Source organism: Petralouisia muris (genome assembly GCF_004793545.1).
GTDB classification, from domain to species: Bacteria; Bacillota; Clostridia; order Lachnospirales; family Lachnospiraceae; genus Petralouisia; species Petralouisia muris.
Genome location: NZ_SRYA01000007.1, coordinates 79,115 through 104,165 on the forward strand (window position 1 = coordinate 79,115; position 25,051 = coordinate 104,165).

Annotated in this window: 16 protein-coding genes; 13 read left to right on the top strand and 3 right to left on the bottom strand. The window is 45.8% G+C overall.

All coding sequences use genetic code 11. From position 1 onward, the window contains the following. Positions 1 to 373: 373 nt before the first annotated feature. The 3 genes from E5329_RS04790 to E5329_RS04800 all read right to left on the bottom strand — a co-directional run bounded on the left by E5329_RS04790 (position 374) and on the right by E5329_RS04800 (position 1,946). Positions 374 to 787: a hypothetical protein gene (locus E5329_RS04790; protein WP_135988451.1), complete on the bottom strand. Its 414-nt coding sequence runs from the start codon at positions 785 to 787 to the stop codon at positions 374 to 376. Positions 788 to 814: 27 nt separating this feature from the next. Further along, positions 815 to 1,312, bottom strand: coding sequence for a hypothetical protein (locus tag E5329_RS04795; protein ID WP_275443002.1), 498 nt, complete (start codon positions 1,310 to 1,312; stop codon positions 815 to 817). Between the two features lie 442 nt (positions 1,313 to 1,754). Further along, positions 1,755 to 1,946 carry a hypothetical protein gene (locus tag E5329_RS04800; RefSeq protein ID WP_135988452.1) on the bottom strand — a complete coding sequence of 64 codons (192 nt, stop codon included), beginning with the start codon at positions 1,944 to 1,946 and terminating at the stop codon, positions 1,755 to 1,757. A gap of 208 nt (positions 1,947 to 2,154) precedes the next feature. On the opposite strand from E5329_RS04800, the gene E5329_RS04805 reads away from it, so the two are divergent. The 13 genes from E5329_RS04805 to E5329_RS04865 all read left to right on the top strand — a co-directional run bounded on the left by E5329_RS04805 (position 2,155) and on the right by E5329_RS04865 (position 25,038). Next, positions 2,155 to 2,811 (top strand): 4'-phosphopantetheinyl transferase family protein, encoded by a 657-nt coding sequence (locus E5329_RS04805; RefSeq protein ID WP_168356524.1) that lies wholly within the window; start codon positions 2,155 to 2,157, stop codon positions 2,809 to 2,811. Then, the gene (locus E5329_RS04810) at positions 2,802 to 3,524 is read left to right on the top strand and encodes a LytR/AlgR family response regulator transcription factor (RefSeq protein WP_135988454.1); all 723 of its coding nucleotides are present in this window, start codon (positions 2,802 to 2,804) and stop codon (positions 3,522 to 3,524) included. The genes E5329_RS04805 and E5329_RS04810 overlap by 10 nt, the downstream gene beginning before the upstream one ends. Then, positions 3,521 to 4,792: a sensor histidine kinase gene (locus E5329_RS04815; protein WP_135988455.1), complete on the top strand. Its 1,272-nt coding sequence runs from the start codon at positions 3,521 to 3,523 to the stop codon at positions 4,790 to 4,792. The genes E5329_RS04810 and E5329_RS04815 overlap by 4 nt, the downstream gene beginning before the upstream one ends. A 143-nt stretch (positions 4,793 to 4,935) precedes the next feature. Then, positions 4,936 to 6,249, top strand: coding sequence for a sensor histidine kinase (locus tag E5329_RS04820; protein ID WP_135988456.1), 1,314 nt, complete (start codon positions 4,936 to 4,938; stop codon positions 6,247 to 6,249). A gap of 22 nt (positions 6,250 to 6,271) precedes the next feature. Beyond that, positions 6,272 to 7,009, top strand: a complete 738-nt coding sequence (locus tag E5329_RS04825; RefSeq protein ID WP_135988457.1) for a LytR/AlgR family response regulator transcription factor — start codon at positions 6,272 to 6,274, stop codon at positions 7,007 to 7,009. Between the two features lie 187 nt (positions 7,010 to 7,196). After that, positions 7,197 to 8,489, top strand: a complete 1,293-nt coding sequence (locus E5329_RS04830; protein WP_135988458.1) for an ATP-binding protein — start codon at positions 7,197 to 7,199, stop codon at positions 8,487 to 8,489. A gap of 45 nt (positions 8,490 to 8,534) precedes the next feature. After that, on the top strand, positions 8,535 to 9,662 hold the full coding sequence (locus E5329_RS04835) for an acyltransferase family protein (RefSeq protein WP_135988459.1): 1,128 nt from the start codon (positions 8,535 to 8,537) through the stop codon (positions 9,660 to 9,662). Between the two features lie 19 nt (positions 9,663 to 9,681). After that, on the top strand, positions 9,682 to 18,651 hold the full coding sequence (locus E5329_RS04840) for a non-ribosomal peptide synthetase (protein ID WP_135988460.1): 8,970 nt from the start codon (positions 9,682 to 9,684) through the stop codon (positions 18,649 to 18,651). 39 nt (positions 18,652 to 18,690) lie between these two features. After that, entirely contained in the window at positions 18,691 to 20,451 is a 1,761-nt protein-coding gene (locus tag E5329_RS04845) for an MATE family efflux transporter (protein ID WP_135988461.1), read from the top strand. 145 nt (positions 20,452 to 20,596) lie between these two features. After that, positions 20,597 to 21,178: a VOC family protein gene (locus E5329_RS04850; RefSeq protein WP_135988462.1), complete on the top strand. Its 582-nt coding sequence runs from the start codon at positions 20,597 to 20,599 to the stop codon at positions 21,176 to 21,178. A gap of 12 nt (positions 21,179 to 21,190) precedes the next feature. Continuing rightward, on the top strand, positions 21,191 to 21,490 hold the full coding sequence (locus tag E5329_RS04855) for an STAS domain-containing protein (protein ID WP_135988463.1): 300 nt from the start codon (positions 21,191 to 21,193) through the stop codon (positions 21,488 to 21,490). 41 nt (positions 21,491 to 21,531) lie between these two features. After that, entirely contained in the window at positions 21,532 to 23,316 is a 1,785-nt protein-coding gene (locus E5329_RS04860) for an MATE family efflux transporter (protein WP_135988464.1), read from the top strand. An 18-nt stretch (positions 23,317 to 23,334) separates the two neighbouring features. After that, entirely contained in the window at positions 23,335 to 25,038 is a 1,704-nt protein-coding gene (locus E5329_RS04865; RefSeq protein WP_135988465.1) for a GH3 auxin-responsive promoter family protein, read from the top strand. The last annotated feature ends 13 nt before the right edge of the window (positions 25,039 to 25,051 follow it).

Below are 25,051 nucleotides of genomic sequence, written 5' to 3' on the forward strand. Positions count from 1 at the left end.
GTCTGTTTTATTCACATAACAACTCCATTCATCAAAAAAATAGTATTTAGACATACAATTCTCTATTTCAGTTTCTTGCAATTCTGTTGAAAATATGATGGAGGATAGACAATCAACATGGTTTCCAGATCCTGACATATTTCCCGTTTCCGAATCAACACTGATAATCTCAATATCAGAAATTTCGCTTTCTAAATTCGTCTGCAATGTGTTCGTTTGTTCTTTGGTTGTAATATGAATTCGTACATACCAAAGATTTCATATATCACCCAGACTACTGCAAGCGCAATTGGTAAATATAAAATCACAACCCCAAATCTTTTTACCCACTTTATAAGCCGTCTCTACAAATTGTAGTTGCTCAACCAGCTAATCACTGCGGAAGCAGCGTAGGTATGCCAAAATACTTCAATTCTGGCATGGAATCTAATTTGTTTAAATATACAAATATTGTCTGTTCATCACCCCAGATTCCCGAATCAGGCTGCCTTGTGCATAATGTTATGTGATAATATCCCGAATCTATGGGAATAATTTGTTCCAAAGGACACTCTGGACTCCAATCCATCAGCCAATACAAATCAATTACACATAATTTTTCGTCTTGAATATCAATGCCTAAACGAAGCGCAACAGGATATTCCATTAATAATTGTTCTTCAGGGTAGCCTTCTCTGAATTTGAGCGTAAAATTTCCACTGGTTCCAGTGCCAAAACCTACTATATCGCCCTTTTTGACGTGCTTAACTACATCTTCCGATTTTGCTTTCCAATCCGTTTTCAGCATAAACTAAAATTCTCTGCTATACGCTTATCAATCCCACACAATGGCAAAACAGCGAAAGCCCTCTGGAACAGGGGGTCTGCACGAAAATAAAGAATCTATCGAAGATACATCCCATTCCTCCACCCCACCAGAATGCAGCCATTCACATCTTGCAAGCGTTTCCAATTCCGGTGCTGAGAGTGATGTACATATTATAGGTGATTCTCCCGCAAGAACTAATGCCTCTTTCCCTTCATACTCTGCAATTTCCGTGTCATTGTGCAGTTCAATGCGAATCCATGCAACGCTGGGCGTTTTCTCAAGATTTCGCATCAGTTCCCAAATTTCAGCAATTGAAGGACGTCCAAAGTCACAGTCATTTGACGCAAATGAATCCTCTGCTGTATTTCCCTCAAAAAATTCATTAAGCGTCAAAAGAGGAAGACGGTCATCATTTTCCTCCAACAGCTTTCTGAACGCATCCAGTTCTATCATATTCGTGTCCTCTCTTAATTCTGATTTATCAATGGCTCTATTATACTGCAATGGCTTTCCAGATGGAATATGTTTTATAAAAATTTCATTCTGCCCTAAAATGTGAAATGATTTATTTGCAGATATGTGGTAGAATTGTTTCGGATGCAAAATCAAAATTTAATAGAACAAGGAGATTAATAATGAAAGAAGAAGAACATCTGAATCTGCTGAAATCTATCCAGGACACACTGGAGGATATCCAGCTTTTACAGGAGGAGCTGCTATGATACTATATCATGGAAGTAACACTGGGAATTTTAGGCTCTATTCCTTTTCTATAATATAACATTTCTGTATCTGAACCAACACGGCATACCCGGTTCCATGGCGTACCGCCGGAAAAAGGGTCTGTCCATTTCCATGGCATATTGACCCTTGCATTAAGAAATAGAATAAATCTTTTCCTCATTTCTGATGTTTTTATGTTCCGGTGTCTGTTTCAAATCCTCATTTAGAGGATTCCCTTATCCCGGCAGAGCGCCTCTATGCTTCTGTCATAGGTGGCTTCCGCTTCCCTGGAAAAGAAACATCCGGGCACCCCCTCATCATGATCCCTGTGATGCGCCACGCATTCACAGCATTTCCCATGCCTTGGACAGTCATAGGTACAGGGACATGATCTGGTATTATCGCAATTTGCCATAATTAAATTCCTCCTTTAAATATTAGGGCAGGTTGCCTGCCAGATTCCCTTTTAAGTATACAACAAAAAAACAGAAATTTCTCGTTTTGGGATAATTTATGCCTTTTGTGGTACGTTTTGCCTGCTAAAAAATGATTGACAAAAACATAATAGAATGATAGATTGAGACCGTAGAATGGTTCAAAAGTGTAAAGGCAGTACAGGACATATGAAACAGGTATATAAGCTTAATACAGAGGAGTTGGAGAATTCGGAAACTTTTTTCAGCTTTTATGAAAAATTATCGGAGAAGCGTCGGCAAAAGATAAATAGCTACCGGATGAAAAAGGATAAGATGCTGTCACTTGGAGCAGGAATTTTGATTGACAAAGGTTTGGAAACTTTCGGCCTTCGTGAGGCAAATGTAAGAATTGCAGAAGGAACCTATGGAAAGCCCTATTTTCCTGATTATCCAGATATTCATTTTAGCGTTTCCCATTCGGAAAAAATGGTGCTTGCTGTATTTGCAGACACAGAAGTGGGATGTGATATTGAATATATGGATTCGGTTGATTTGAAGCTGGCAGAAAGATTTTTTTGCAAGTCTGAATATGAGTTTATTATGGAACAACAAAAGCAGGAGAGGAAAGAAGCTTTTTACCGCATTTGGACTATCAAGGAAAGCTTTGTGAAGGCAGTTGGAAGTGGGCTGATGCTTCCTATGGATGAATTTTATATAAAGATTGGCAGGAATATACAGGTGGAACAGCGTTACAATAACGAAGAGTATGGGATAGAGGATTGGACAGAGGGAGAATACCATGCGGCATTATGCTGGAACAATAAAGGGAATATTAGGAGAAAGCAGGTGGTGGAGTGCGGATAGCTGTATGCGATGATATGCCAAGTGAAGTGGAAAAAATCTCAGCGGCCTTAAGCGCGTATATCAAGGCGCATCCGGAACTGTGTTTTGACATTGATGAGTATGGTACGGCAATGGATATCTTAAATGCAGTGGAAAAAGGAATAGGATACGACATTGCCCTTTTGGATATCTGTATGCCTGGAATCCTGGGAACAGATGTTGCAGGAGAAATGCTTTCCCAAAGCCCGGATATGGGCGTTATTTTCCTGACGGCAAGCGATGAATATGCGGTGGAGGCATTTGCAATGAATGCCATTCACTATCTGCTCAAACCTTTTTCCCAGGAACAATTTGATGAAGCCATGGATCGTGCCGTTAGGAAAATGGTGGATTGTGATTTTATTTCCCTGTCCTGTGTAGACGGTGTATACCGCGTCCGTGCAAGTGAGATTGTATTTATAGAGTCGCAGAATCACTATCTGCTGCTGAACCTTTCGTGCGGTGAGGTTTTGCGTATGCGTAAGAAAATAATTCAGATGTTTGAGGAGATAAAGAAATATCCTGAATTTATCCGGATTGGAGCTTCTTATATTGCAAATCTTTCCTTTGTGCGTAAAATTTCTGTTAATACTCTGGAAATGTATAATGGCGCAAAAATTCCCATTCCCAGAAGGAGCAGTGGAAAAGTGCAGAAAGCATATATGGATTTCTGCCGGAGGGAGGCGATGAAATGAGCGAGGTGTACCAGATTCCAGGATTAATCCTCACAGCATTGTGCCATGTATTTGTGATTTGCCATTTGTCAGAACTCAAATACTCCAAAAAGAGATTTACACTTTATGGCTGCATGTACGCAGCCGGTTTTGTTAGTATAGGTATTTATGGATATGCAGCAGGGGGAGCAATTGGTATTTTTGCTTACAGTGGGATTGTAATATGCACATTTCTTTTTTCCTGTATGGTTTCTTGGGGCTGCTTTGCCAAAAAGTGTTTTTTATTTATCACATACTTCTGCTTGTTTTCTGTTCTGGATAATGTCTTAAAGATGATGATTAAACTGTTTTGTCCCAGGATTTCTGCCCCGGCAGGATATTACGCGGCAATCGTGCTGCGCAGCGCATCTTTGCTGCTGATATTAGCGCTGTATAAAAAATCTGGGGAGGAAATCCTGCACTTCCCTGGGGACGGGAGCAACAGGAGATGGTGGAATCTGGCATTGGTTGCCCTGCTGTTTTATCTGCTGCAGGCTTCTTTAAGCGTTTTAAATGTAAAAGACGTCATATCGGATGTGTGGCTGATGTCAGCGCTTTTTGTGATTAACTTCATTATGTATGCAGCATATTGGCTTGTTTTCAGTAACATCAATTACATGAAAAAGGCTAAAGAGGCTGCCTTAGTGCGTCAGAATGCGGAATATCTTTCCGCCCGGCTGTCGGCTCAGCAGAAGGCTGAGGAGACACACCGCAGGCTTCGGCATGATATACGGCATCATCTTGAAACGATAGCAGAATATGCAAAAACCGGCGATACGCCCGCTATCCTTGAATATATCAGGGAATACAGCATCGAAGTTTCGGAAACGGCGGTAAGGCAGTATTCCGTAAACAGGACGATAGACAGTATCCTTTCTGTTTATGCAGGTAAGGCAAAGGAAAGCGGCATTGCCTTTTTGGTTAAGTGCAATGTTCCGGCAGAACTGGCGGTGCGGGATATTGACCTGATTGCTCTTTTGGGAAATCTGTTTGAAAACGCCCTGCACGGATGCCAGAAGTCCGGAAAAGAAAATTTATATATTGAAATCTATATTCGGCTGCAAAACAGCAGGCTGACCATCGTCTGTGACAATATCTGTCCCGATGGTCTGGAACTGTCCGGTAGCCTGCCTGCAGGTAAAAGCATCGGTATCTCCAGTATTTTTGACGTTTGCCGGAAATATGGCGGCAATTTGGAGTATAAAGTAGAACATGGAATCTGCTCTGCTTGTGCAGTTTTGAATTTGTGAATGTCAATCCCAAGAGGGATGTTGACCAATTATGCCTGAAAAGCAGCCAAATATGCCAAACATAGTGATTAATGTGGATTGTTTGATAATATAAAACAATTGAAAATATTCAGCAGTAATCGTGGATAGGAGAGATAAATTGTATGTTAGGCGGTTCTGTGTATATAGCATTTATTCGGTTTGCAATAAGCCTTGCAGGAGTCATTATCTTGTTTTCCGAGATGAGTGAGTCACGGTTTGGCAGGAAAAAAACAATCGTCTGTTATGGATGTTTCAGTTTGGTTGTACTTATCCTGGCATCAGCCTGGTATGTGGCGGACTGGAAAAGCTGTGTGCGGATTGTGGCGTTTGCAATGTATGCATGTTTTGCAATATTTGCCATAATGATAAGCAGTGATTCCGTATATCTGTCTATTTATAAGCTTGCGCTGACTTTTTATCTGCTTGCAGTTTTTCTGATTGGCGGGTTGGAGGCTGCTGTCATTTTTTTTGACGGGAATGTATGGGCGGATATCGCCACACGTGTGATATTGATTCTGCTAATGGCTTTCGTTATAGAAAAAAAGCAGAAAAGTTCCATTAAGGGCTTTGGTGAGTATGTAGAGAAAGAGGCAGATAAATTTAGCGTTGCCATTATGATTATTTGTATTCTTTTGGGAATGGGGTTTATTTTAAACCCGGATATTAACGGGACGTCCCCATACCGCATTTATCAGATTGTGGTGAATTTTATCTTGACAGGCACCCTGCAGCTTCTTGTGTTCCGATTCTATCTGCACGTTGGTATTGAGAGAGAATATGAAAGAGAAAACCAGCTGATACAGATGAACCACAGGCTTTTGGAACGTCAAATGGAGCTATTGGAAGAGTCCGTGGAATCAGGAAGGAGGATACGCCATGATGTAAGGCATCATAATGCGGTTATAACGGAGTATGTGTGTAATCAGCAGAAGGAAGAGCTGCTGCAGTACCTAAAGGAGTATGACAGGGAAATAGATCAAGGCATGGTGGAAATGATATGTGCCAATACGGCAGTCAATAATATCCTTTCAGCGTATACCAGAAAGGCGAGGAGGGCGCAGATTAAGGTTACCATGGATATTGATATCGGCAGGAAATTGGACATACCCAATATTGATCTGGTAGCAATTCTTGCAAATGCTTATGAGAATGCGATTTACGCCTGCATGGAAGTGAAGAAGTGCTCAGAGGAAAAAGAATGTTTTATTCATTTTGCGATGAAAATAAGGAAAAATAAACTGATTATCTTCTGCAGCAATACATGCAGGAGGAAGACCGGATTAAAGGGCGGGCAGCCAAAAACAGAATTTACAGGCGGAATTGGAGTTTCGAGCATTATTAAGACGGCAGAGAAGTATGGCGGAGATTATGATTTTAAAAATGAAAATGGAGTGTTTGTCTTTCGGCTGATTATGAATATTCCGTCAGATATATAGAGAGACAAAGGGAGGAAAGCTTATGTGTCTGATAGCATTGTGTGATGATGAAGAAAGGGAGCTTGACCGGATTGAAAATTTCCTGGCAAGCTATCAGGACAGAAAACAGGAAGTGGAATACAAAACGGAGAGGTTTTCCAGTGCGGAGGCGCTGCTGCGGCGGGTCAGGGAGGATGGATATATACCGGATATTTTGCTGCTGGATATATTTATGTCCGGGAAGAACGGCATGGAAGCTGCTGAGGAAGTGCGGATGCTGGGCCTGGACATGCCGATTGTTTTCCTTACCACGTCAACGGAATATGCCTTGAAAGCCTATGGGGTGGATGCAATACAGTATCTTGTGAAACCCCTTGACGGCAAGAGGTTTTTCCATGCTATGGATTCTGCAATGGGGCAGCTTGGTAAAAGCAAAAAAAATCAGATTGTATTTAAAGCGGCAGGGGGAATTCGGCAAATCCAGCCGAATGATATCGTTTACTGCGAATCCCAGAAAAATTATCAAATGCTTTATCTGACAGATGAGGAGTGCAGGGTCCGCATGACAGCGGGAAAGTTATGGGAAATGTTGGAAGAATTTTGCCGGTTCGGCAGGTGCGGACGCTCCTATATCCTGAACATGGATCATATTGTCTCTGTGGAACGTGAAAAGATTGTGATGGATAATGGGCGTACGATTTACATACCGCGGAATAAGGCAGCGGAATTTAAGAAAGTTTATTTTGCCTATTATTTTGACTTCCGGAAGGGGAAGGCATAATACGCTTTGGCAGTTAAATCCTTTGCAGCAGAGCTTTAAAAGTAAAAAAGATTCACTTGTCCCGTTTGGGCAGGGGGATCTTTTTTTGTCCCTCTAAATTTGCCTCTTGTCCCATTTTGTAGAATTTCCATAGGGCAGACACTATAATAAACCCATAGTGTTTTGCTAAAAAGGAGGAATGAGGAGCATGCTGGGAGGTTCTTTCTGGGTTGCGTTTTTGCGCAATGCCATTAGCACAGGGTTAATGCTGTCAATTTTTTTGATGCTGGACCGGCCGAGGTTTTCCATGAAGAAAACAGCCTGGTGCTACGGTATATTTGGCGTTTCTATGATTGCTGCTTATAGTGTCTGGTATCTGGCGGCAAACAGCAGCTTTGTCCGGTTTGCTGCGCTGTCAGCGCTTCCTGTCATTGGAGTTTTCTGTAGTATCATGAGCAGCGAAGTTCTGTATTTGTCTTTGTATAAGATGGCGTTGGCATTTTATTTATTTTCTGTATGTACCTTTTGCGGCGTGGATGTGGCGCGCTGGTGGTTTGGAGGGAATCTGTGGATAGATATTCTTGTGCGTGTTGTCTGTCTTGTGATAATCCTTGTGTTTACCTGGTTTAAGTTCCGGAAGCAGTTTTTGAGTGGCGTGGATTTTCTGCTCCAGGAAATGGATCTGTTCAGTGCGGCAACTCTCTTTGTGTCAGTAATGTTGGGTGCAATTATGGCGTATTGGCCCAATCTGCAAGGATTTTCTGTTTTTAATGTGGTACGTGCGTTTCTGATTCTGTTTATGGCGGGTATGCTCCAGTATGCAATTCTTCATTTGTATATCCACTTAGGGCAGGAACATTATTATCAGGTGGAGAAGGAACTGCTGGAAGTAAATGAACAGCTTTTGCATCAGCAGATGGATCTTATGAAGGAATCAGAGCTGGAGGCGGCAAGGATACGCCACGATGTGCGCCACCATACCCTTTTGATTCGGGAATATGTTCAAAAAGGAGAGTATAATCAGCTTCTTGTGTATCTTACACAGTATGATGAGGATGTGGAAAAGTGGAAAGTAAGCGATATCAGCAAGAACCGGGCGGTAAACAATATCTTGTCAGCTTATGCGAAAAAGGCACGGGGGCAGAATATTCAGGTTGCAATGGATGTGAAGCTGGAAGAGAACCTGCCTGTCCGGGATGTTGACTGGATTGCCATTCTGGCGAATATGTTTGAGAATGCGATTCATGGATGTGCCGGTTCCGGGCAGGAGCAGCAGAAGATTGACATTTATATTTCACAGAGCAGAAACAAGGTGATTATCCAGTGCCGCAATACAAGCAGCGGAGAGGTGGTTTTCCGTAAAGGACTGCCCCAGTCGGATAAAGGCGGCGGCATGGGAGTGTTCAGTATTATTAAGGCGGCTTCCCGCTATGAAGGCTTAACAGATTTTTCCGTGCAGAATGGAATGTTCATAACAAGAATTCTATTGAATCTTACTTAGCAGAATCGTGTCTATCGGGTGAAGGAATACTGCAAGGAGGATAAAATGATGAATACAATTTTTTCAAAGGAAGAGGTAAATACGGGAAGGCAAATGGAGTTTGATTATCTGAAGGGGATTTTCATGCTGGTTATTTATCTGATCCATGCGTTTCAGGCAACCATGTCTCAGGAGGATTCCATAATACGATGGATTTATATGTTTGCAACCATGTCTGGAGCAGCTATTTTCATTTTTGTTATGGGAATTGGAACTGCTTACAGCAAGAATGCAGCGCCGGCGGAATTCGTAAAGAGCGGCATTCGCATGGTGATTTACCAGTATCTGAATAATATTGCTTATGTAGCCGCGCTGGTGCTGCCGTATCCTTTTGTTTCTGGAAAATTTTCGGAAACCGCATCGGAGAATTTAAGATTCATGGTAAAGCTTTACATACAATATACGAATATCTTTTTTATTACCGGAATCATATATCTGGTATTGGCATTGCTTAAGAAATTGGATGTGAAAACCATCTGGTATGTGCTTATTGGCGCAGCAGTCAGCCTGGCAGCGCCATATATTTATGGGATACCTGTGAATGTGCCGGTAATCGGATATATCATGAAGCTTTTGATTGGAGATGCGGATTTTGTTTCTTTTACGCCCCTTTATTTTCTGTCTTATGCGCTTTTTGGAGTTGCTTTTGGCAAAATGATAAGACATGTTAAGGATAAAATGGGATTTTACAAAGTGTTTGCTATTCCTGCTATTGCAATCGTCATTGTGTGGTGGGGACTGATATTTAGAAATTACGGTTCGGATATATCGGAAATATACACGGTTTTGAGTGATGCCTATACGCATCCGGATTTCTGGCATGTGGCGGCAAGTTTGGCGCATATATTCCTTTTTGCCGCAATTTTTTTCTTTATTGAAGAAATCCACAGAAAGAATGACAGACTGTGGGAACCAAAGAATCCTATTGCAAGACAGCTTCTGTATTACAGCAGGCATATATCGAAATATTATGCGTTGCATGTGACAGTATATTTTGTTGTTTTTGGATTAAACGGTTATCAGAGCTTTCAGAGCTATCAATGCTGGCTTCTTGCGTTGCTGTCAATTATGGTTACGGAGCTTATGGTAAGAGGATTTAATTATTTGTCTGAAAAATTTTTTGTAAGAAATTAAATAAGAGGAGGTTAAGACTATGAACTTTTTAGATGAATTTCAATTTATAGTGGGTAAATATTCAGATAGGGCGGCGCTGGCGGACTGTAACGGAGAGCGGATAACGACGTATGGGGAACTTGATGTGTTAAGCCGCAGGATTGCTGCTAAGCTGGTGCAGTCAGGGGAAATGCAAGACAAAGCCATTATGGTCTGCCTGGGCAGGAAAATGGAATATATTGCGTCGGAACTTGGCATCATGATGGCTGGAGCGGCGTTTGCGCCGGTGCTGCCGGAATATCCCAGGGAGCGGCTTTCGTGCATTGAGCAGGACTGCCAGGCGGCAGCAGTGATTGATGATGGCTGGCTGTCAGATATTGATAAGTATGAGCCAATCCCACCGGCGGCAAGGGAGGATAAGAGCCGCGCAATGTTGATCTATACCTCCGGTTCTACCGGGCGCCCCAAGGGAATTGTACATACTATGGAGAGCCTTACGCAGGCTGTCTGGCGGAACCGGAGCGTCATGTATCTGGATGAAAACGATGTGCAGGCAGCGGGGGCGCCGATGTCTTTCGTTGTCCTGGTGTTAGAGTATTTTGCTGTGCTCTCCCGGGGCGGCTGTTCCCATATTCTGCCGGAAGAGACAAGAAAAGATGTGCGGCTTTTGGAAGATTATTATGCCGCAAGGGGCATTACCTGTGGGTTTATCAGCCCGCAGTTGCTGCGGTTGTTTAAGAATAAGAGCCATACGTTGAAAAAAGTGATGACCGGAAGCGAACGTGTTTCCATGCTGGCAGGGGATGGTTTTGAGCTGTATAACGTCTATGGTTCCAGCGAGACGGCAGCGGTGGCGTCGTGCTATAAAATTGAGGAACCTATGGAGAATACACCCATCGGCAAGCCCATGGAGGGACTGGACTTTTTCCTGCTGGACGAGGACGGAAAAGAAGTCGCAGACGGGGAAGAAGGTGAAATCTGCATCAAGGGCGTTGTTGCCGAGTCTTACCTGAATCTGGAGGAACAGAGCGCGAAGACATTTATCAGGCAGGAGGATGGCAGCATCCTTTTACATACCGGGGATATGGGGCGCAGGCTGCCGGACGGCAATTACATCTATGTCAACCGTAAAGACTGGATGGTGAAAGTTAATGGCCAGCGTGTAGAAACTGGGGAGATTGAATTGCGCATTTCGTCTATGCCGGAAGTGGAAAACGCCGTGGTCAAGGCTTTCGAGGATGAAGATGGGCAGAATTACCTTTGTGCATATTATGTGCCAGGGAAAGAGGAGGTGAAGGCGGAGCAGATCCGTACTTATCTGAAACAGACCCTTCCTGATTATATGATTCCCCGCTTTTTTAAGCGGTTGGACAGCCTGCCCAAGAATGTAAACGGCAAGTTGGACCGCACGGTATTGCTGCCGCCGGGCTTAGATGAATATAAGACTGAGTACAAAGAGCCGCAGAGTGACCGTGAGAAACGCATTTGCCAGGGCTTTGAGGAAGTCCTGCATTGCGGCAGGGTCGGGGTAGATGACGATTTCTTTAAACTGGGTGGGGATTCTATCAATGTCTTAAAGCTGGCAGAATTCCTCAGCGATATTGATTTGGCGCCGGAGTTTGTGCTGAAGGGAAGGACACCCGCAAGGATTGCGGCGCTTTTAGAGGAGAAACAGGAAGAGAAATTGGAAAAGTATTCCGGGGAGCGGAAAGAATTTGTCCTTACCGATTCTCAGATGGGCGTTTACCTGGAATGCGTCAATGACCCGCAGGCAACGATGTACAATATCCCTATGTGCTGCGAGCTGCCGGGGGATATTGATATGCAGCAGTTTAAGGCTGCTGTGAAACAGGTGATATCCATGCATCCATCCTTTGGCATGAATATTGCTCTAAGTAAAGGGGAGCCTGTGATGTGCCTGCACCCGGAATTTTTGAAAGCAGAAGTAGACGAGTGGGAGACAGAGGATATCGAAGCAGTAAAGAGGACGTTTGTGCGCCCGTTCCGTCTGGAGGGAGAAGCGCTGTACCGCATGGCGTTGTACTGTTGTGGGAAGAAATGCTATTTCTTGTTTGACGTGCATCATATTATTTTTGACGGTTCATCGGTTAAGGTATTTCTTGAAGAGATTTCACGGATTTACCGCGGCGAAGAACTGGTGGCAGAAGATATTTCCCTGATGGATTTGTCTGTTTATGAGGAAAAATTGAAAGATACGCCCAAATATCAGAAAGCCCGGGAATTTTTTGCGGGCAAACTTGCAGGCGAAGATTTTGGAGAGGCATTAATCAAAGATTATAGAAAGAAGACGGTAACTCCCGCAGGCAGCGAGGTAAGGCTTTCGTTAGGAGAGGAATTGTCATCCATGGCGGTGGAGCAGTTTGTAAGGCAGATGGGAATTTCTGAAAATACATTGTTTTTGGGGGCGTTTGCCTATGCGTTAGGGAAATTCAGCGGGGAAAATAAGAGCCTGTTCTGCACGGTCAATAACGGCAGGCATACGGTAAATATGGCGAATTCCATAGGAATGTTTGTGCGCACACTGCCAATTTATCATTCCTGGGAGGAAAGTGTGCCTGTGGCTGATTATCTGCAAAGCTTCCAGGAGGAATTCTATGGGGTGATGGACCATGACTGCATTTCTTTTGCCGAGCTGGCGAAGGATTACGGTATTGCCTCGGATATTCTTTTCGTCTACCAGGGTGAAATGTTCCAGGGGCTTTCACTGAACGGCGGACAGTATGCGGCAGAGCCCATTGCCACCGGGGATGTCCAGGCGGATGTTTCGGTGATGGTGATGAAACAGAGGGGAGGATATGAAATCTCCCTGGGATACCGTACGGATTTGTACTGCGAAGAGACGGCGCGGGGGCTGCTTTATATGCTGCTGCAAGTTTTAAAAGGTATGTTAAGCTGTATAAATCTCGGGGAAATTGCACTTGCTTCGGATTTGGATATTCAGATTTTGAATCGTTTTAACGAGACAGCAGTTTCCTATGACAGTGGTAAGACGGTAATTGATTTATTCCGGGAACAGGCGAAAAAGACGCCGGAACAAACAGCCGTTGTTTACACAGACAGAAGTTATACATACGCACAGGTGGATGAGATGACAGATCGTCTGGCCGCCTATGTGGCAGGCCTTGGCATTGGCAGGGAAGAAGTGGTGTCCGTGTTGATTCCCAGATGCGAATATATGGCGATTGCTTCCATTGGCGTTTCTAAGGCGGGAGCGGCATATCAGCCCTTAGACCCCTCTTATCCCCAGGAGCGGTTGGCGTTTATGATGGAGGACTCAGCGGCAAAGCTGCTGATTGCCGCTGAAGAGCTTTTACCGCTGGTGCCAAAGTGGCAGGGAAAGGTTCTGCTGACGGAAGATATTCCTAATCTGCCCAAGGCAGAACAAATTCCAGAGCCGCCCAAGCCGGAGGATTTATTTATTCTGCTCTACACCTCGGGTTCCACAGGCATACCGAAGGGATGTATGCTGGAACACCGGAATATTGCGGCATTCTGCGACAGCTACCGCAGGAATTATGAATTAACGGAGAATAGCTGTGCGGCGGCATACGCAAGCTATGGTTTTGACGCCAATATGATGGATATGTACCCCACGCTCACGTCTGGCGCTGTGCTCCATATTATAGATGAGTCCATACGTTTAGACTTGAATGCATTGTATGCGTATTTTGAGGAGCAGGGAATTACCAATGTATTTATGACGACCCAGATTGGGCGGGCGTTTGCCACCAGCATGATTTCCGGCGCAGCCCATTCAGGCGGAGCGGGGGATACAAAGAATACCCATTTGAAATATCTGCTGATGGGCGGAGAATCGTTGACGCCCTTTGTGCCTGAGGGCAGCACACATTACCTGAATGTGTATGGGCCTACAGAATGTACGATATTAGCAACTTCCTATCCCCTTGAGAAATATGAGGAAGATCCGCCAATCGGCAAGCCCCTGCCAAATGTAAAATTATATGTTGTGGACAGCCTTGGCAGAAGAGTTCCGGTGGGCGTGCCGGGTGAACTGTGCATTTCCGGCGTCCATGTATCAAGGGGTTACCTGAACCGCCCGGAGAAGACCGCGGAAGTGTATGGGGACAATCCATATAGTGATTTGCCGGAGTATAGCAGGATTTACCATACCGGGGACATTGTGCGGTATCTGCCGGATGGAAATATTCAGTTTATCGGCAGACGGGATGGTCAGGTGAAGATCCGTGGTTTCCGTATTGAACTGACTGAGGTGGAAGAGATTATCCGCCGTTTTCCGGGCATTAAAGACGCTACTGTGGCAGCCTTTGACGAACCCTCAGGCGGTAAGTATATCGCTGCCTATGTGGTGTCAGACGAAGCGGTTGACGTGGAGGCGATGAATGCATTTATTGAGGAAAGCAAACCGCCGTATATGGTTCCGGCGGTGACGATGCAGATTGACAAGATTCCGCTGAACCAGAACCAGAAAGTCAATAAGCGCGCGCTGCCAATGCCGGAGCGCAGGCAGGAAGATTTGGTGACGCCGGAAGGAGAAGTGCAGCAGAAGATTTTTGACTGCGTGGCAGAAGTCATTGGGCACCGGGAATTCGGCGTGAATACAGATATCTATAAGGCGGGGCTGACTTCCATTGGCGCGGTCAAGCTGAATGTGCTGCTGTCTGATGCATTTGAGGGTGCGGTCATCCGCAATAAAGATTTAAAAGAGCACAATACGGTGGAGAGATTGGAAAAATTCCTGGCAAACAGCAGTCAGGAGGAATCCTTTGAGAAACAGGAAATGTACCCCCTGACCCAGACCCAAAATGGTATTTTTGTGGAGTGCGCCGCCAACCCGGGGAGCACCATATATAATATTCCGTTCTTGTTCCGATTGGGTGAGCATGTGGATCTGCAGCGTTTGAAGAGGGCCATTGAGGAGACGGTAGAGGCCCATCCCTATATTAAGACAACGCTTACTATGGATGATAACGGTGATATCTGGCAGAAACGCAATGACGGGCAGCCCTTTGATGTTGAGATATGCGGGGAACTGCATAAGGAAGAGTTGGTAAAGCCTTACCAGATTCTTGGCGACAGGCTGTTTCGTATACAATTGTTTGATACGCCGGAAGGGAAATATCTCTTCTTAGAGTTACATCATATAATCAGCGATGGGGAGTCCTGCGGCATTTTTCTCCGTGACATGAATGGGGCATATGGCGGGAAATCGCCGGTAAAAGAGAAGTTCAGCGGTTTTGAGGTGGCCCTTGTGGAACAGAAAGCATTGCAGGGACAGGAATATGTGCTTGCGAAACAGTATTACGATTCCATTTTTAAAGACTGCGATACGGATTTCCTTCCCAATAAAGACCGCAGGGAGGACACGCCGGGGCTTGGCAGATACCAGAGGGCAGATAAGGTCGATATGGAAGGGCTGCGCCGATTCTGCATCCAGCAGAAGGTTACCTTGAATACATTGTTTACGGCAGCCTTTGGATTTGTGACGGGGCGTTATGTCTACAAGGATGAGGCAGTGTTTACGACTATTTATAATGGAAGAAATGATTCCAGGCTGTCATCCACCATCAATATGCTGGTGAAGACGCTGCCGGTTTACTGCAGCCTGGATGGGGAAAAGGAGATCGGATCTTATCTGAAAGAAACTGGGGAACAATTGATGAACAGCATGAACGCCGATATCTATTCTTTTGCGGAAATCAGCAGGGCTTACGGTATTAAGGCTGACATCATGTTTGCCTTCCAGGGCGATAACTTCCGTTTTGAGGAGATTGCCGGGGAGAAAGTTGTCAGCGAGGAACTCTCTTTAGATACAGCAAAAGCGCCGTTGTCCATAGATGTACTGGTCAATGAAAATGAGGTCTGCTATCAGGTGGAATACCGCAGTGATCTGTATGAGGAGCGTACGATTGCCGGGCTGGTTGACAGTCTTGCTGTGGTGGTGCAGGAATTCCAGAATAAGAAGCAGTTAAAGGAAGTCTGCATGGTAAGCCAGAGGGCGCGCTGTGAACTGGACAGCTACAATGAGACAGATCATGCAGTAGAGCAGACTACAGCAAATAGATTGTTTGAGCGGCAGGCTGCACTTTATCCTGATAAAACGGCGGTGATTGCCGGCGGCAGGAGCCTTACTTTTTGTGAACTGAATGAGAATGCCAATAAGATTGCCAACCATTTAATAGAAATGGGATTATCCATCGAGCAGATGGTGGGCATGATGCTGCCCAGGACCGTGGATGTCTACGCAGCAAGGCAGGGCATCATGAAAGCAGGCGGCGCATTCCTGCCGATAGATCCTGAATACCCGGATGAGCGTATCAGCTATATCCTGGAAGATTCCAGAGCGGAATTTGTGCTGATGCCAGGGGAGCTTGCCAGAGAGCGGAAAATGCTGCTTGACAAGCTGTCTGCTAAAGTGCTGATTTTGGAGGAACTTTTGGAGAAGGATGGCAATACCGAGAATCCTGAGGTAGATATCCGCCCGGAGAATCTGTGCTACTGTATTTATACTTCCGGTTCTACCGGAAAGCCGAAAGGCGTAATGATTGAGCATCGCAATTTGGTGAACTATGTGGATGATAATCCCTATAATGTGGAGGCGCAGTCTTATGTATATAATGCCACGGTATCGCTGGCATTTGCGGCGATTACCTTTGACGTTTCCATTTTGGAGGAATGTATCCCGCTGTACCACGGTATTACCGTCTGCATGGCAAACGAAGAGGAAATCCACAATCCCCTTGCCCTTTCGAAGCTGATTCTGGAAAATGGCGTGGACATGATGACTTGTACGCCCTCATTCTTAATCAATATTATCGACATGCCGGAGATGAAGAAAGCCTTGTCGCAGATTAAGGTATTTAATGTGGGTGCAGAAGCATTCCCGGAGGCGCTCTACGACAAAATTATGGCTTTGGGAACCAATGCCATCACCTTCAATGGCTATGGTCCTACTGAAACCACGATTGGCTGTGCCTTTGACCAGGTGACAGGAGATAAGATTACGATTGGCAAGCCAATGGCAAACATCAGGATGGTGATGATTGATAAATACCGCAACCTGCTTCCCGCCGGCGTGCCGGGCGAGCTGCTGATTATTGGAAATGGCGTTGGCAGAGGGTATGTGGGCAAGCCGGAAATGACAGCGGACAAATTTATACAGTTTGAAGGCAGGAATGCTTACCGCAGCGGTGATTTGGCAAAGTGGAACCACCATGGCAAGATTGAATTTATGGGGCGTATGGATAACCAGGTGAAGCTGCGGGGGCTTCGGGTGGAGCTGGATGAGATTGAAAATGTTATGAACCAGTATCCTACAGTGAAATCCAGCGTGGTGCTTGTGAAAGAAAAGGATTCGAATCAATTCCTGTGCGGCTATTTTGTGGCAGAGAGCCAGGTGGAAAAGCAGAATCTGACGTGCTTTATGCAGAAATATTTGACGCCTTATATGGTGCCAAGCGTGCTCATGCAGCTTTCTGAGCTGCCTCTTACCAATAACGGTAAGGTCAATAAGCGCGCCCTGCCGGAACCGGAGTATACGGTGGAGAATAAGAATTATGTGAAGCCGCGCACAGAATTGCAGCGTAAATTATGCGAAATCTTTGAGATGGCCCTGGGTGTGGAACAGATTGGCATTGAGGATGATTTCTTTGAAAATGGCGGTACGTCACTGTCGGCGTCCAAGGTGGCAATGAAATGCATGAGCGCAGGCATTCAGGTAGCGTACGCTGATTTGTTTGATTATAAGACTCCTCTGGAACTGGAACGCCATATCCAGGAGCTGCAGGGTGAGAACATTGCCACAGGAGGAGAGGAAAAGAACGGTGAAGGACAGAGCGCCCTGGAAAAAGTGTTAAGCCGCAATGTACCAGAGCATGTAGACGAGATTGCCCCATCTGCCCTTGGCAATGTGCTGCTTACAGGCGCAAACGGTTTCCTGGGAGCGCACATCTTAAAGAACATGATAGACCATGAGGACAATGTGATATATTGTCTGATGCGTAAAGGAAAAGCTTCCACTTTGGAGAAACGGTTAAAGAGTATGCTGGTGTATTATTTCAGCAATCCCTATGAAGAATTATTCGGCAAGCGGATCCAATTAATTGAAGGCGATATTACGGACGCTGCCAGGGTAGAAAGCCTTAAGGAGTACGACTTTGCCAGAGTGATTAACTGTGCGGCGTGCGTGAAGCATTTTTCTGCGGATGACACCTTAGAGCAGGTGAATTATCAGGGCGTTTTGAATCTGATTCGTTTATGTGAAAAGACCGGGCGCGAGCTGATTCAGATTTCCACGGTGAGCATTGCCGGGGAGAATGTGGGCGGCAAATTCCCTCAGGAAAAGAAGCTGTATGAGAATGAACTATACTTTGGACAGAGCCTTTCCAACAAGTATATTGACACGAAGTTCCGCGCAGAAAAGGCTGTCTTAGAGGCGGCGGCCCAGGGCATGAAGGGCAAGGTTATCCGCGTAGGAAACCTGATGAGCCGTGTCAGTGACGGTGAATTCCAGATTAACTCTGTGACGAACGGATTTATGCGCACCCTGCGCGGTTATGTGGCATTGGGCAGATTCCCGGTGTCCATGCTGGATATGCCAACGGAATTTTCACCAATTGATGCTACAGCGGAGGCGATTGTCAAATTGTCTGCGGTTCAGGGTGGATTTACAGTATTCCATGCTTATAGCAGCTACTTGATCCAGATGGCGGATGTGGTTGAGCAGATGAACCAGTCGGGCATTCTTGTGGAGACGGTCAGTGATGAGGAATTCCAGCAGTCGCTGCTTGCCGCGTTGGAAGATGAGGAGAACAACCAGCTGATTTCCGGCCTGATTGCCTATGCGTCCAGTGATGCGGATAACAGTTCCGTCTACATAGATGCGGACAATAGTTTCACTACCAAGGCCTTGTACCGTCTTGGATTTAAGTGGCCGATGCCGGATGGCGTTTACCTTAAAAATGCGCTGACAGCCCTTGAGACGTTGGGATTCTTTGATGGAAGGTTGTAACAAACAGTTCTGCCAGCCAGACTGTTACAGGAGGATTTCATGGAGAGAAATGGGTTTTTAATTAATAAAAAAATCCACCAGTATATTCTGCCGGGAGTGCTGATGACGGTTGCTATGCAGCTTGGCAATGTGGTGGACGGCATGATTGTCGGTAACCTTCTGGGAGCGGAGGCGATGGCGGCGATTGAGATTTCCATGCCGGTGCTTTTGCTGCTGCAGATGACGGCTTTGATGCTTGCTATGGGAGGTGCGGCTGAGGCAGCGGTGTTCCTTGGCAAACGGGATATGGAAAAAGCCAGCGGGGTGTTCACTGCCTCGCTGGCAGCCGGGCTGGCTGTATCAGTGCTTTTTGCACTGTTTACGCCAATCCTGCCGGGACCGGCTGCCATGCTGCTTGCCGGCAATGAGGATTTGGCCGCCCTTGCCCAGCCGTATATTATGGTGAATTTTGCGGGAATCCCTATTCTGACGGTGGCTATTATCTTCTGCTATTTTATGAATGCAGATAACCATCCCCAGTTGGGGAGTGCGCTTTTCATCATTGCCAATGTAGTTAACCTGGCTCTGGATGTTGTGTTTATCCAGAATTTTCATATGGGCATGGCAGGCAGCGCCCTGTCTACAGTGATTGGTTACCTGGCGGGAATGGTGACGGTGGTAATTTATTTTAGTTCCAAACAGCGGATGCTGCATCTGCGAAAACTGGATAAAAAGGCTTTCCATTATGTGAGGCTTTCCATGAAAGCAGGCATTCCCAGCGCAGCTTTTACGCTGATGTCGGCGCTGAAATCTGTGATTGTCAATTCTGCCATTGTGCGTATTTTGGGAAATGACCCTATGGCGGTCTATTCCGTCTGCGCCAACGCTGTGCTGATTGCGGAATTGTGTGTAGGGGGCATGATTGGACTGGTTCAGAATATCGCAGGCATTCTCTATGGGGAGCGTGATTTTTACGGTATCCGTACCCTCTGTAAGAGAGTGCTCACTTACAGCTACATGGCCATAGTTATCTTGATGGTGATATTTTTTGCTGTCCCCGGGGTCATTGCCGGGTTGTTTGGAATCACGGAGGGCCATATGCTTGCACTCTGTGAGGCGTCACTGCGTATCTTTGCCTGCAGCTTTCCTTTTTATGTGTACAATAAGTTCCTGATATCTTATTACCAGACGATTTTGCAGCCGGGGCTGTCCACGGTGGTGACGGTGCTGCAGGGATTTGTGGTGATCATGCCGCTTACCTTAGCGGGGATTTTCTTCTGGGGGCTTCCCGGTGTATGCTTGATGGCAGTAGTAAGTGAAGCCGTCACAATTCTTCTGGCTTCCTTCTGGCGGATTGCGGGTCAGCGCAGGGGAAAGTTCGAGCCAGGAGGCGTTTATATGCTGCCGCAGATTATGGATGAGACATCTTTAGATTGTTCCGTTGAGAGCAATCTGGAAGAGGTAATTGCCTTTCGGGAAAAGCTGTTTGCATTCTGCGCAGACAACCACATAAGTGAACGGGAGGCCACAATTCTTGGGCTTGCTGTGGAGGAGATTGCTGCCAATATTGTGCAGTATGGTTATCGAGGCGGCCAGAGGAATTATATGGACATCAGTTTTACCATACAGGATGAGAAATATATTCTGCGAATCCGTGATGACGGTATTCCATTTAATCCGTTGGAATATGTGCCGCAGAAAGAAGAGGAAGTGACGGTAGGAGGAATTGGTCTGCTGAAAAAAATCACTTCGGATTTCCAATATATGCGGGTGCTGAATATGAATAACACAGTGGTGAAGCTGAATATCCGGAAAAATTAGGATTTATCCCTAAATAGATATCGATTGTCCCGAAAAAAATTATTTGGGAAAATATTTGTTAATATGGTATGAGGGCGGCGCCAAAGGTGCTTTTGATACCCTGATCTTAATTAAAAAAATAGTGAAAGAAAGGAGCAAACACAATATGGAAAAACCGGTTTTTACAGGATTATCGCATGTATGTATTTTTGTGGATGATGTAATGGAGGCGTTTCAATATTATGAGAGGATTTTGGGTGCTATTCCCAATCAGCATATTCCCCATTGGAAGAACAAAGGTTTTTTCCAGGCGGGAGGTTTTATAGAAGAAGCGGAAGAAGGGGAGGTTTCCATCGGCTTTATGGATGTGCCGGGGACGAAGTTTACCATTGAACTGATGTGCTATCACAATCCCAGGGGACGCCATGAGCCTGTGATTTTTAAAGCCAATGATATCAGCGGAGCCAGGCATGTGGCGTTGAAAGTCATCAATATTGAGGAGGCATTTGAATACATAAAGGCACAGCCGGACGTAACGTTAATTAATACCACAGAGGACTATAAAGTTTACCAGATCAGCAAAACAGAGCCGTCAGATTTTTACTATTTTGATGCAGTGAAAGAGAAAAATGCTGAAGGAAAACAGAAAGCGGCGGATATTCTGGGCAATACCAAATATTTTTACTTTATTGATAAGTATGGTCTGCAGTGGGAGTTTGAGCAGGGACATACAGATATCGGAGATTAAGGAGCTAAGGATATGAATATTACAGAGAAATTAAATGGGAACCAGTTATGCATTTCCCTGGAGGGAAGGTTAGACACTACCACTGCGCCGGAGCTTGAGAAGGTTCTGTCTGGCAGTCTGGAGGGAGTAACGGAGCTGACCTTTGACATGGGCGCCCTTGACTATCTGTCATCGGCGGGGCTGCGCATTCTTCTGGGGGCACAGAAACGGATGAACAAGCAGGGCAGCATGAAGGTCATGAACGTGAACGAGACGATTATGGAGATCTTTGAAGTGACCGGATTTGCCGATATCCTTACGATAGAGTCATAAGTTGGATGTGTTTGGATATGCCTTATGAGGAATGAGAGCGTATGAGTGAGCAGATATCCTCCGTTTCGCTGGAGCAGAATGAGCAGTTTCTGAAAAAGGCATATGGGAAGGCGCTGATTCCCTGTATGCTGTCCATATTAAGCGGCAATATCAATATTCTTGCAGACGGCATCCTTGTCGGGCAGCGGCTCGGAACGGATGCCTTAGCTGCTATTAATTTCAGTTTACCAGTTTATCTTGTCCTGTGTATTATCGGTTCTTTTATTGTTTCGGGGACTGCCATCTGCGCAGCGGAGGCAATTGGCAATCATCAGGGGATCAGGGCGCAGGAACTTTACAGGATGTCGGTTTTCTGGTGTATATTTTTTTCAGCAGTGATTACGGCGGCAGGGCTTTTGTGTATAAAACCCCTTGCCGGGGCGTTGTGTTCCGAGACGGAGGTATTGCCTCTGGTGATGGAGTATGCGGGCGTGACCCTTGCCGGGACATTGCCGAAAATTCTCATTTACATTCCCTTCTGGTACCTCAGACTGGATGGAAGGAATCGACACGTTACATGGATGATGCTTGTGATGGGTGTGGGAAATGTCCTGCTGGATTTGTTGTTTTTATATGTCTTTGACATGGGTGTGTTTGGGGCCGCCCTTGCCAGTGTTGCGGCAACGGCGCTCTCCTGTTTGTTGGGCTTCATCTGGCTGTGCGATAAAAAGAGCAGTTTTTCTTTTGGTATGTGTGCTATTTGCAGGGACATTTCCTTTATGTCCATTGCCAGGGCAGGCAGTCCATCCGCCTTGAATAATCTGCTTCAGACCCTGCGTGTCATGGCGGTAAATACGTTGCTTTTGCAAAGGGGCGGCAGCGGATTGGTGGCAGCATTTACGGCAGTAAACTGTATCAGTGCATTTGAGGAGAGTGTTACTGGCGGCGTGCCCCAGGCAGCGTCTGCGATGCTGGGCATTTACAGCGGAGAGCATGACAATAAGAGTGCACGTTTGCTGATGGCAAGGCAAGTCAGGAGCGGCATCCCCTATTGTCTGTTATTTTCTGTTGTGATTCTTGTGGGGGCAGATTTGATAGCGGGTGCGTATGGGCTGACAGAACCACTGAGATTTGCCTTTTTGTGCATGTCGTTTGGTATGGTTCCAGCATTATGTAATTGTATTTTGTCGGGATACTATAATGTGTCGGGATATGCCATGTGGGCAAATGTCATTATTTTGCTGCGGGTGTTTGTTATGCCATGTGCAAGCCTTTATGTGCTTTGCCGGCAAAATTGCAATCCCTGGTGGTTTTTAGTTACAGGTGAAGTCCTCACTCTGCTTGTATGGTTTGGGGCAACAGGTATGTATCAGCATTTCCACAGGCGCTGTTCCCGTTTCCTGTTGATGGATCATACGTTGGAAGAGACTGGCCGGGTCATTAATTTTTCTGTTCAGGGCAAGGAAGAGGCTATCTGCGACGCCAGCAGCAAGATTACGGTATTCTGTGAGGAAAACGGTATGCTTCCCGGACAGGTTATGCGTGTGAGTTTGGCGATGGAAGAGCTGATGACGTTGATTCTGTCTGTGAATCAGGCAAAAGGCGTGGAATTTGACCTCCGGGTGTATGCCCTGGAGGGCGTTATCGGCATCCGCATTCGTTACAGCGGCCAGGAGTTCAATCCATTCTGCCCTATAGAAAACAAAGGACTGAATGGTGATGATGTGCCTGGGGAGGAAGCAGGGCTTTCTGATATGTATCTGGGCGTCCGTATGATTGAGGATATGGTGGAGACGGCAATGTATCAGCGGACCTTTGGCATGAACACGATTCAGATTTACATATAACAGGAGACGGAGGAAAGAATGAAAACCAATTATGGGAAACTGGGGCAGGAATCTATGAATTCACTTAAGGATACCCTGGAACGGGCAGCCGATGTGCAGCTGCAGCTGCTTGCTGAGCTCATGTGCCGCAACTGTGAAACCGTATATGGGAAGAAATATGGTTTTGGGGAAATCAGGACTGCCGGGGAGTTTCAGAAAAAAGTGCCGCTTTCTGTGTATGGAAATTATGCGGATTACATTCTGCGGATGATTGCAGGAGAGGAAAGGGTTCTGACAGAAGAGCCAGCCGTTTATTATTGTATCAGTTCCGGCACCACCGGAGATGCGAAGTATTTGCCCCTTACGGAGACAGATTTAAAGATTCAGTATACTTATGCGTATGGCGTTCTTTTTGGCATGGTAAAAGAGTATTACCGGGATTTGCCGGAGGAGGAGGTTTTTGGTAAGATTTTTCAGATTGGGGAGTTTGCAAAGACCTATATGGAAAACGGCACAATGAACGGCATCCGATCCGGCTGCGTGTACCAGTGGCTGGACAGGGATGGGAAGTTTGATGCGGGGGATTATTGTGTGCCTAAGGAGGTGTTGTTTCCGGATACGTTGGAAGATTTGCTCTACGTTAAGGTTCGGTTTGCATTGGCAGAAGGGGAGCTTCGCGCCATACACGGCGTTTTTATCAACCGGGCGGCAGGTGTTATGGATTATATCTGGAGAAACTGGGAAATGCTGCTGAGGGATATGGAGCATGGAAGTGTGGATGAATGCGTGGGTTTAAGCCCCAGGTGGCGGGAGTATGTAGAGAGAAAACTGCCGCCCAATCCTTTGCGGGCAGCACAGCTGCGCCTTCTTTCCCATGAGACGCTGCGTGAAAATATGATTAAAAAGATTTGGCCGAAGGTCCGGTATGTGCTGGCAATTGGCGGGAAATCCTTTGCTCATTATACAAAAAAGATGAAGGAATATGCGGGAGACATTCCCATCCATCCTTATGCCTATGCGGCTTCCGAAGGAATTTTTGGCATTGCGGAGAAGATGGATCAGCCGGATCGTTATATTCTTTTTCCAGAGGCGGGATTCTTTGAGTTCCTGCCGCTTAATGAAGGGCAGGTGGAAGAAAATCGGCCTTTATTTATGTGGGAGATCAGCACCGGGGAGCGGTACGAGCTTGTGTTTACAAATCATTCCGGGTTGTACCGTTACTGTATGGGGGACGTGATTGAGGTCATTGGATGGTATGGGCAGGCGCCCATCGTGCAGTTTTGCTACCGTAAAAACCAGGTGATCAATATTGCCGGGGAAAAGAGCAACCAGGAGCAGCTTGCGGAGGCCATCAAGCGGTTTGCGTTTTGTATGCGCTGTGAGGTTATGGGGTATTGCGTGCAGGAGGATATGTCAGATCTGTTGCCCCGGTATCAGTTTTATCTGGAATGTACAGATATTAATAGTTCAGGCGCAGAAGATATTTTAGATGATTGTCTGTGCCGTGTGAATTATGAATATCAGGGCTGCAGAAAGATGAATGAAATCGGCAAAGTCCGGATTTCCTATCTGCGTGCAGGCAGTTTTGAATGTTATGAGGAGCATTTGGCAAAGAGTGGTAAGCAGATGGGGCAGCATAAGCAGGCGTGCATTCTGGACACGGCGGAGAAGAAGCAGTTTTTTGCTGCCCAGGAGAATTCTTACCGGAAAATTAGAGAAATTCCTAAGGATCATGTATCATAATAGAGCCAGGTGC

Bases quoted from the DNA above. Each gene is read 5' to 3' on its own strand.
- E5329_RS04850 (WP_135988462.1), top strand. From the start codon at position 20,597: ATGGAAAAACCGGTTTTTACAGGATTATCGCATGTATGTATTTTTGTG.
- E5329_RS04790 (WP_135988451.1), bottom strand. From the start codon at position 787: ATGCTGAAAACGGATTGGAAAGCAAAATCGGAAGATGTAGTTAAGCAC.
- E5329_RS04835 (WP_135988459.1), top strand. From the start codon at position 8,535: ATGATGAATACAATTTTTTCAAAGGAAGAGGTAAATACGGGAAGGCAA.
- E5329_RS04800 (WP_135988452.1), bottom strand. From the start codon at position 1,946: ATGGCAAATTGCGATAATACCAGATCATGTCCCTGTACCTATGACTGT.
- E5329_RS04855 (WP_135988463.1), top strand. From the start codon at position 21,191: ATGAATATTACAGAGAAATTAAATGGGAACCAGTTATGCATTTCCCTG.
- E5329_RS04865 (WP_135988465.1), top strand. From the start codon at position 23,335: ATGAAAACCAATTATGGGAAACTGGGGCAGGAATCTATGAATTCACTT.
- E5329_RS04825 (WP_135988457.1), top strand. From the start codon at position 6,272: ATGTGTCTGATAGCATTGTGTGATGATGAAGAAAGGGAGCTTGACCGG.
- E5329_RS04830 (WP_135988458.1), top strand. From the start codon at position 7,197: ATGCTGGGAGGTTCTTTCTGGGTTGCGTTTTTGCGCAATGCCATTAGC.
- E5329_RS04860 (WP_135988464.1), top strand. From the start codon at position 21,532: ATGAGTGAGCAGATATCCTCCGTTTCGCTGGAGCAGAATGAGCAGTTT.
- E5329_RS04815 (WP_135988455.1), top strand. From the start codon at position 3,521: ATGAGCGAGGTGTACCAGATTCCAGGATTAATCCTCACAGCATTGTGC.
- E5329_RS04840 (WP_135988460.1), top strand. From the start codon at position 9,682: ATGAACTTTTTAGATGAATTTCAATTTATAGTGGGTAAATATTCAGAT.
- E5329_RS04845 (WP_135988461.1), top strand. From the start codon at position 18,691: ATGGAGAGAAATGGGTTTTTAATTAATAAAAAAATCCACCAGTATATT.
- E5329_RS04820 (WP_135988456.1), top strand. From the start codon at position 4,936: ATGTTAGGCGGTTCTGTGTATATAGCATTTATTCGGTTTGCAATAAGC.
- E5329_RS04805 (WP_168356524.1), top strand. From the start codon at position 2,155: ATGAAACAGGTATATAAGCTTAATACAGAGGAGTTGGAGAATTCGGAA.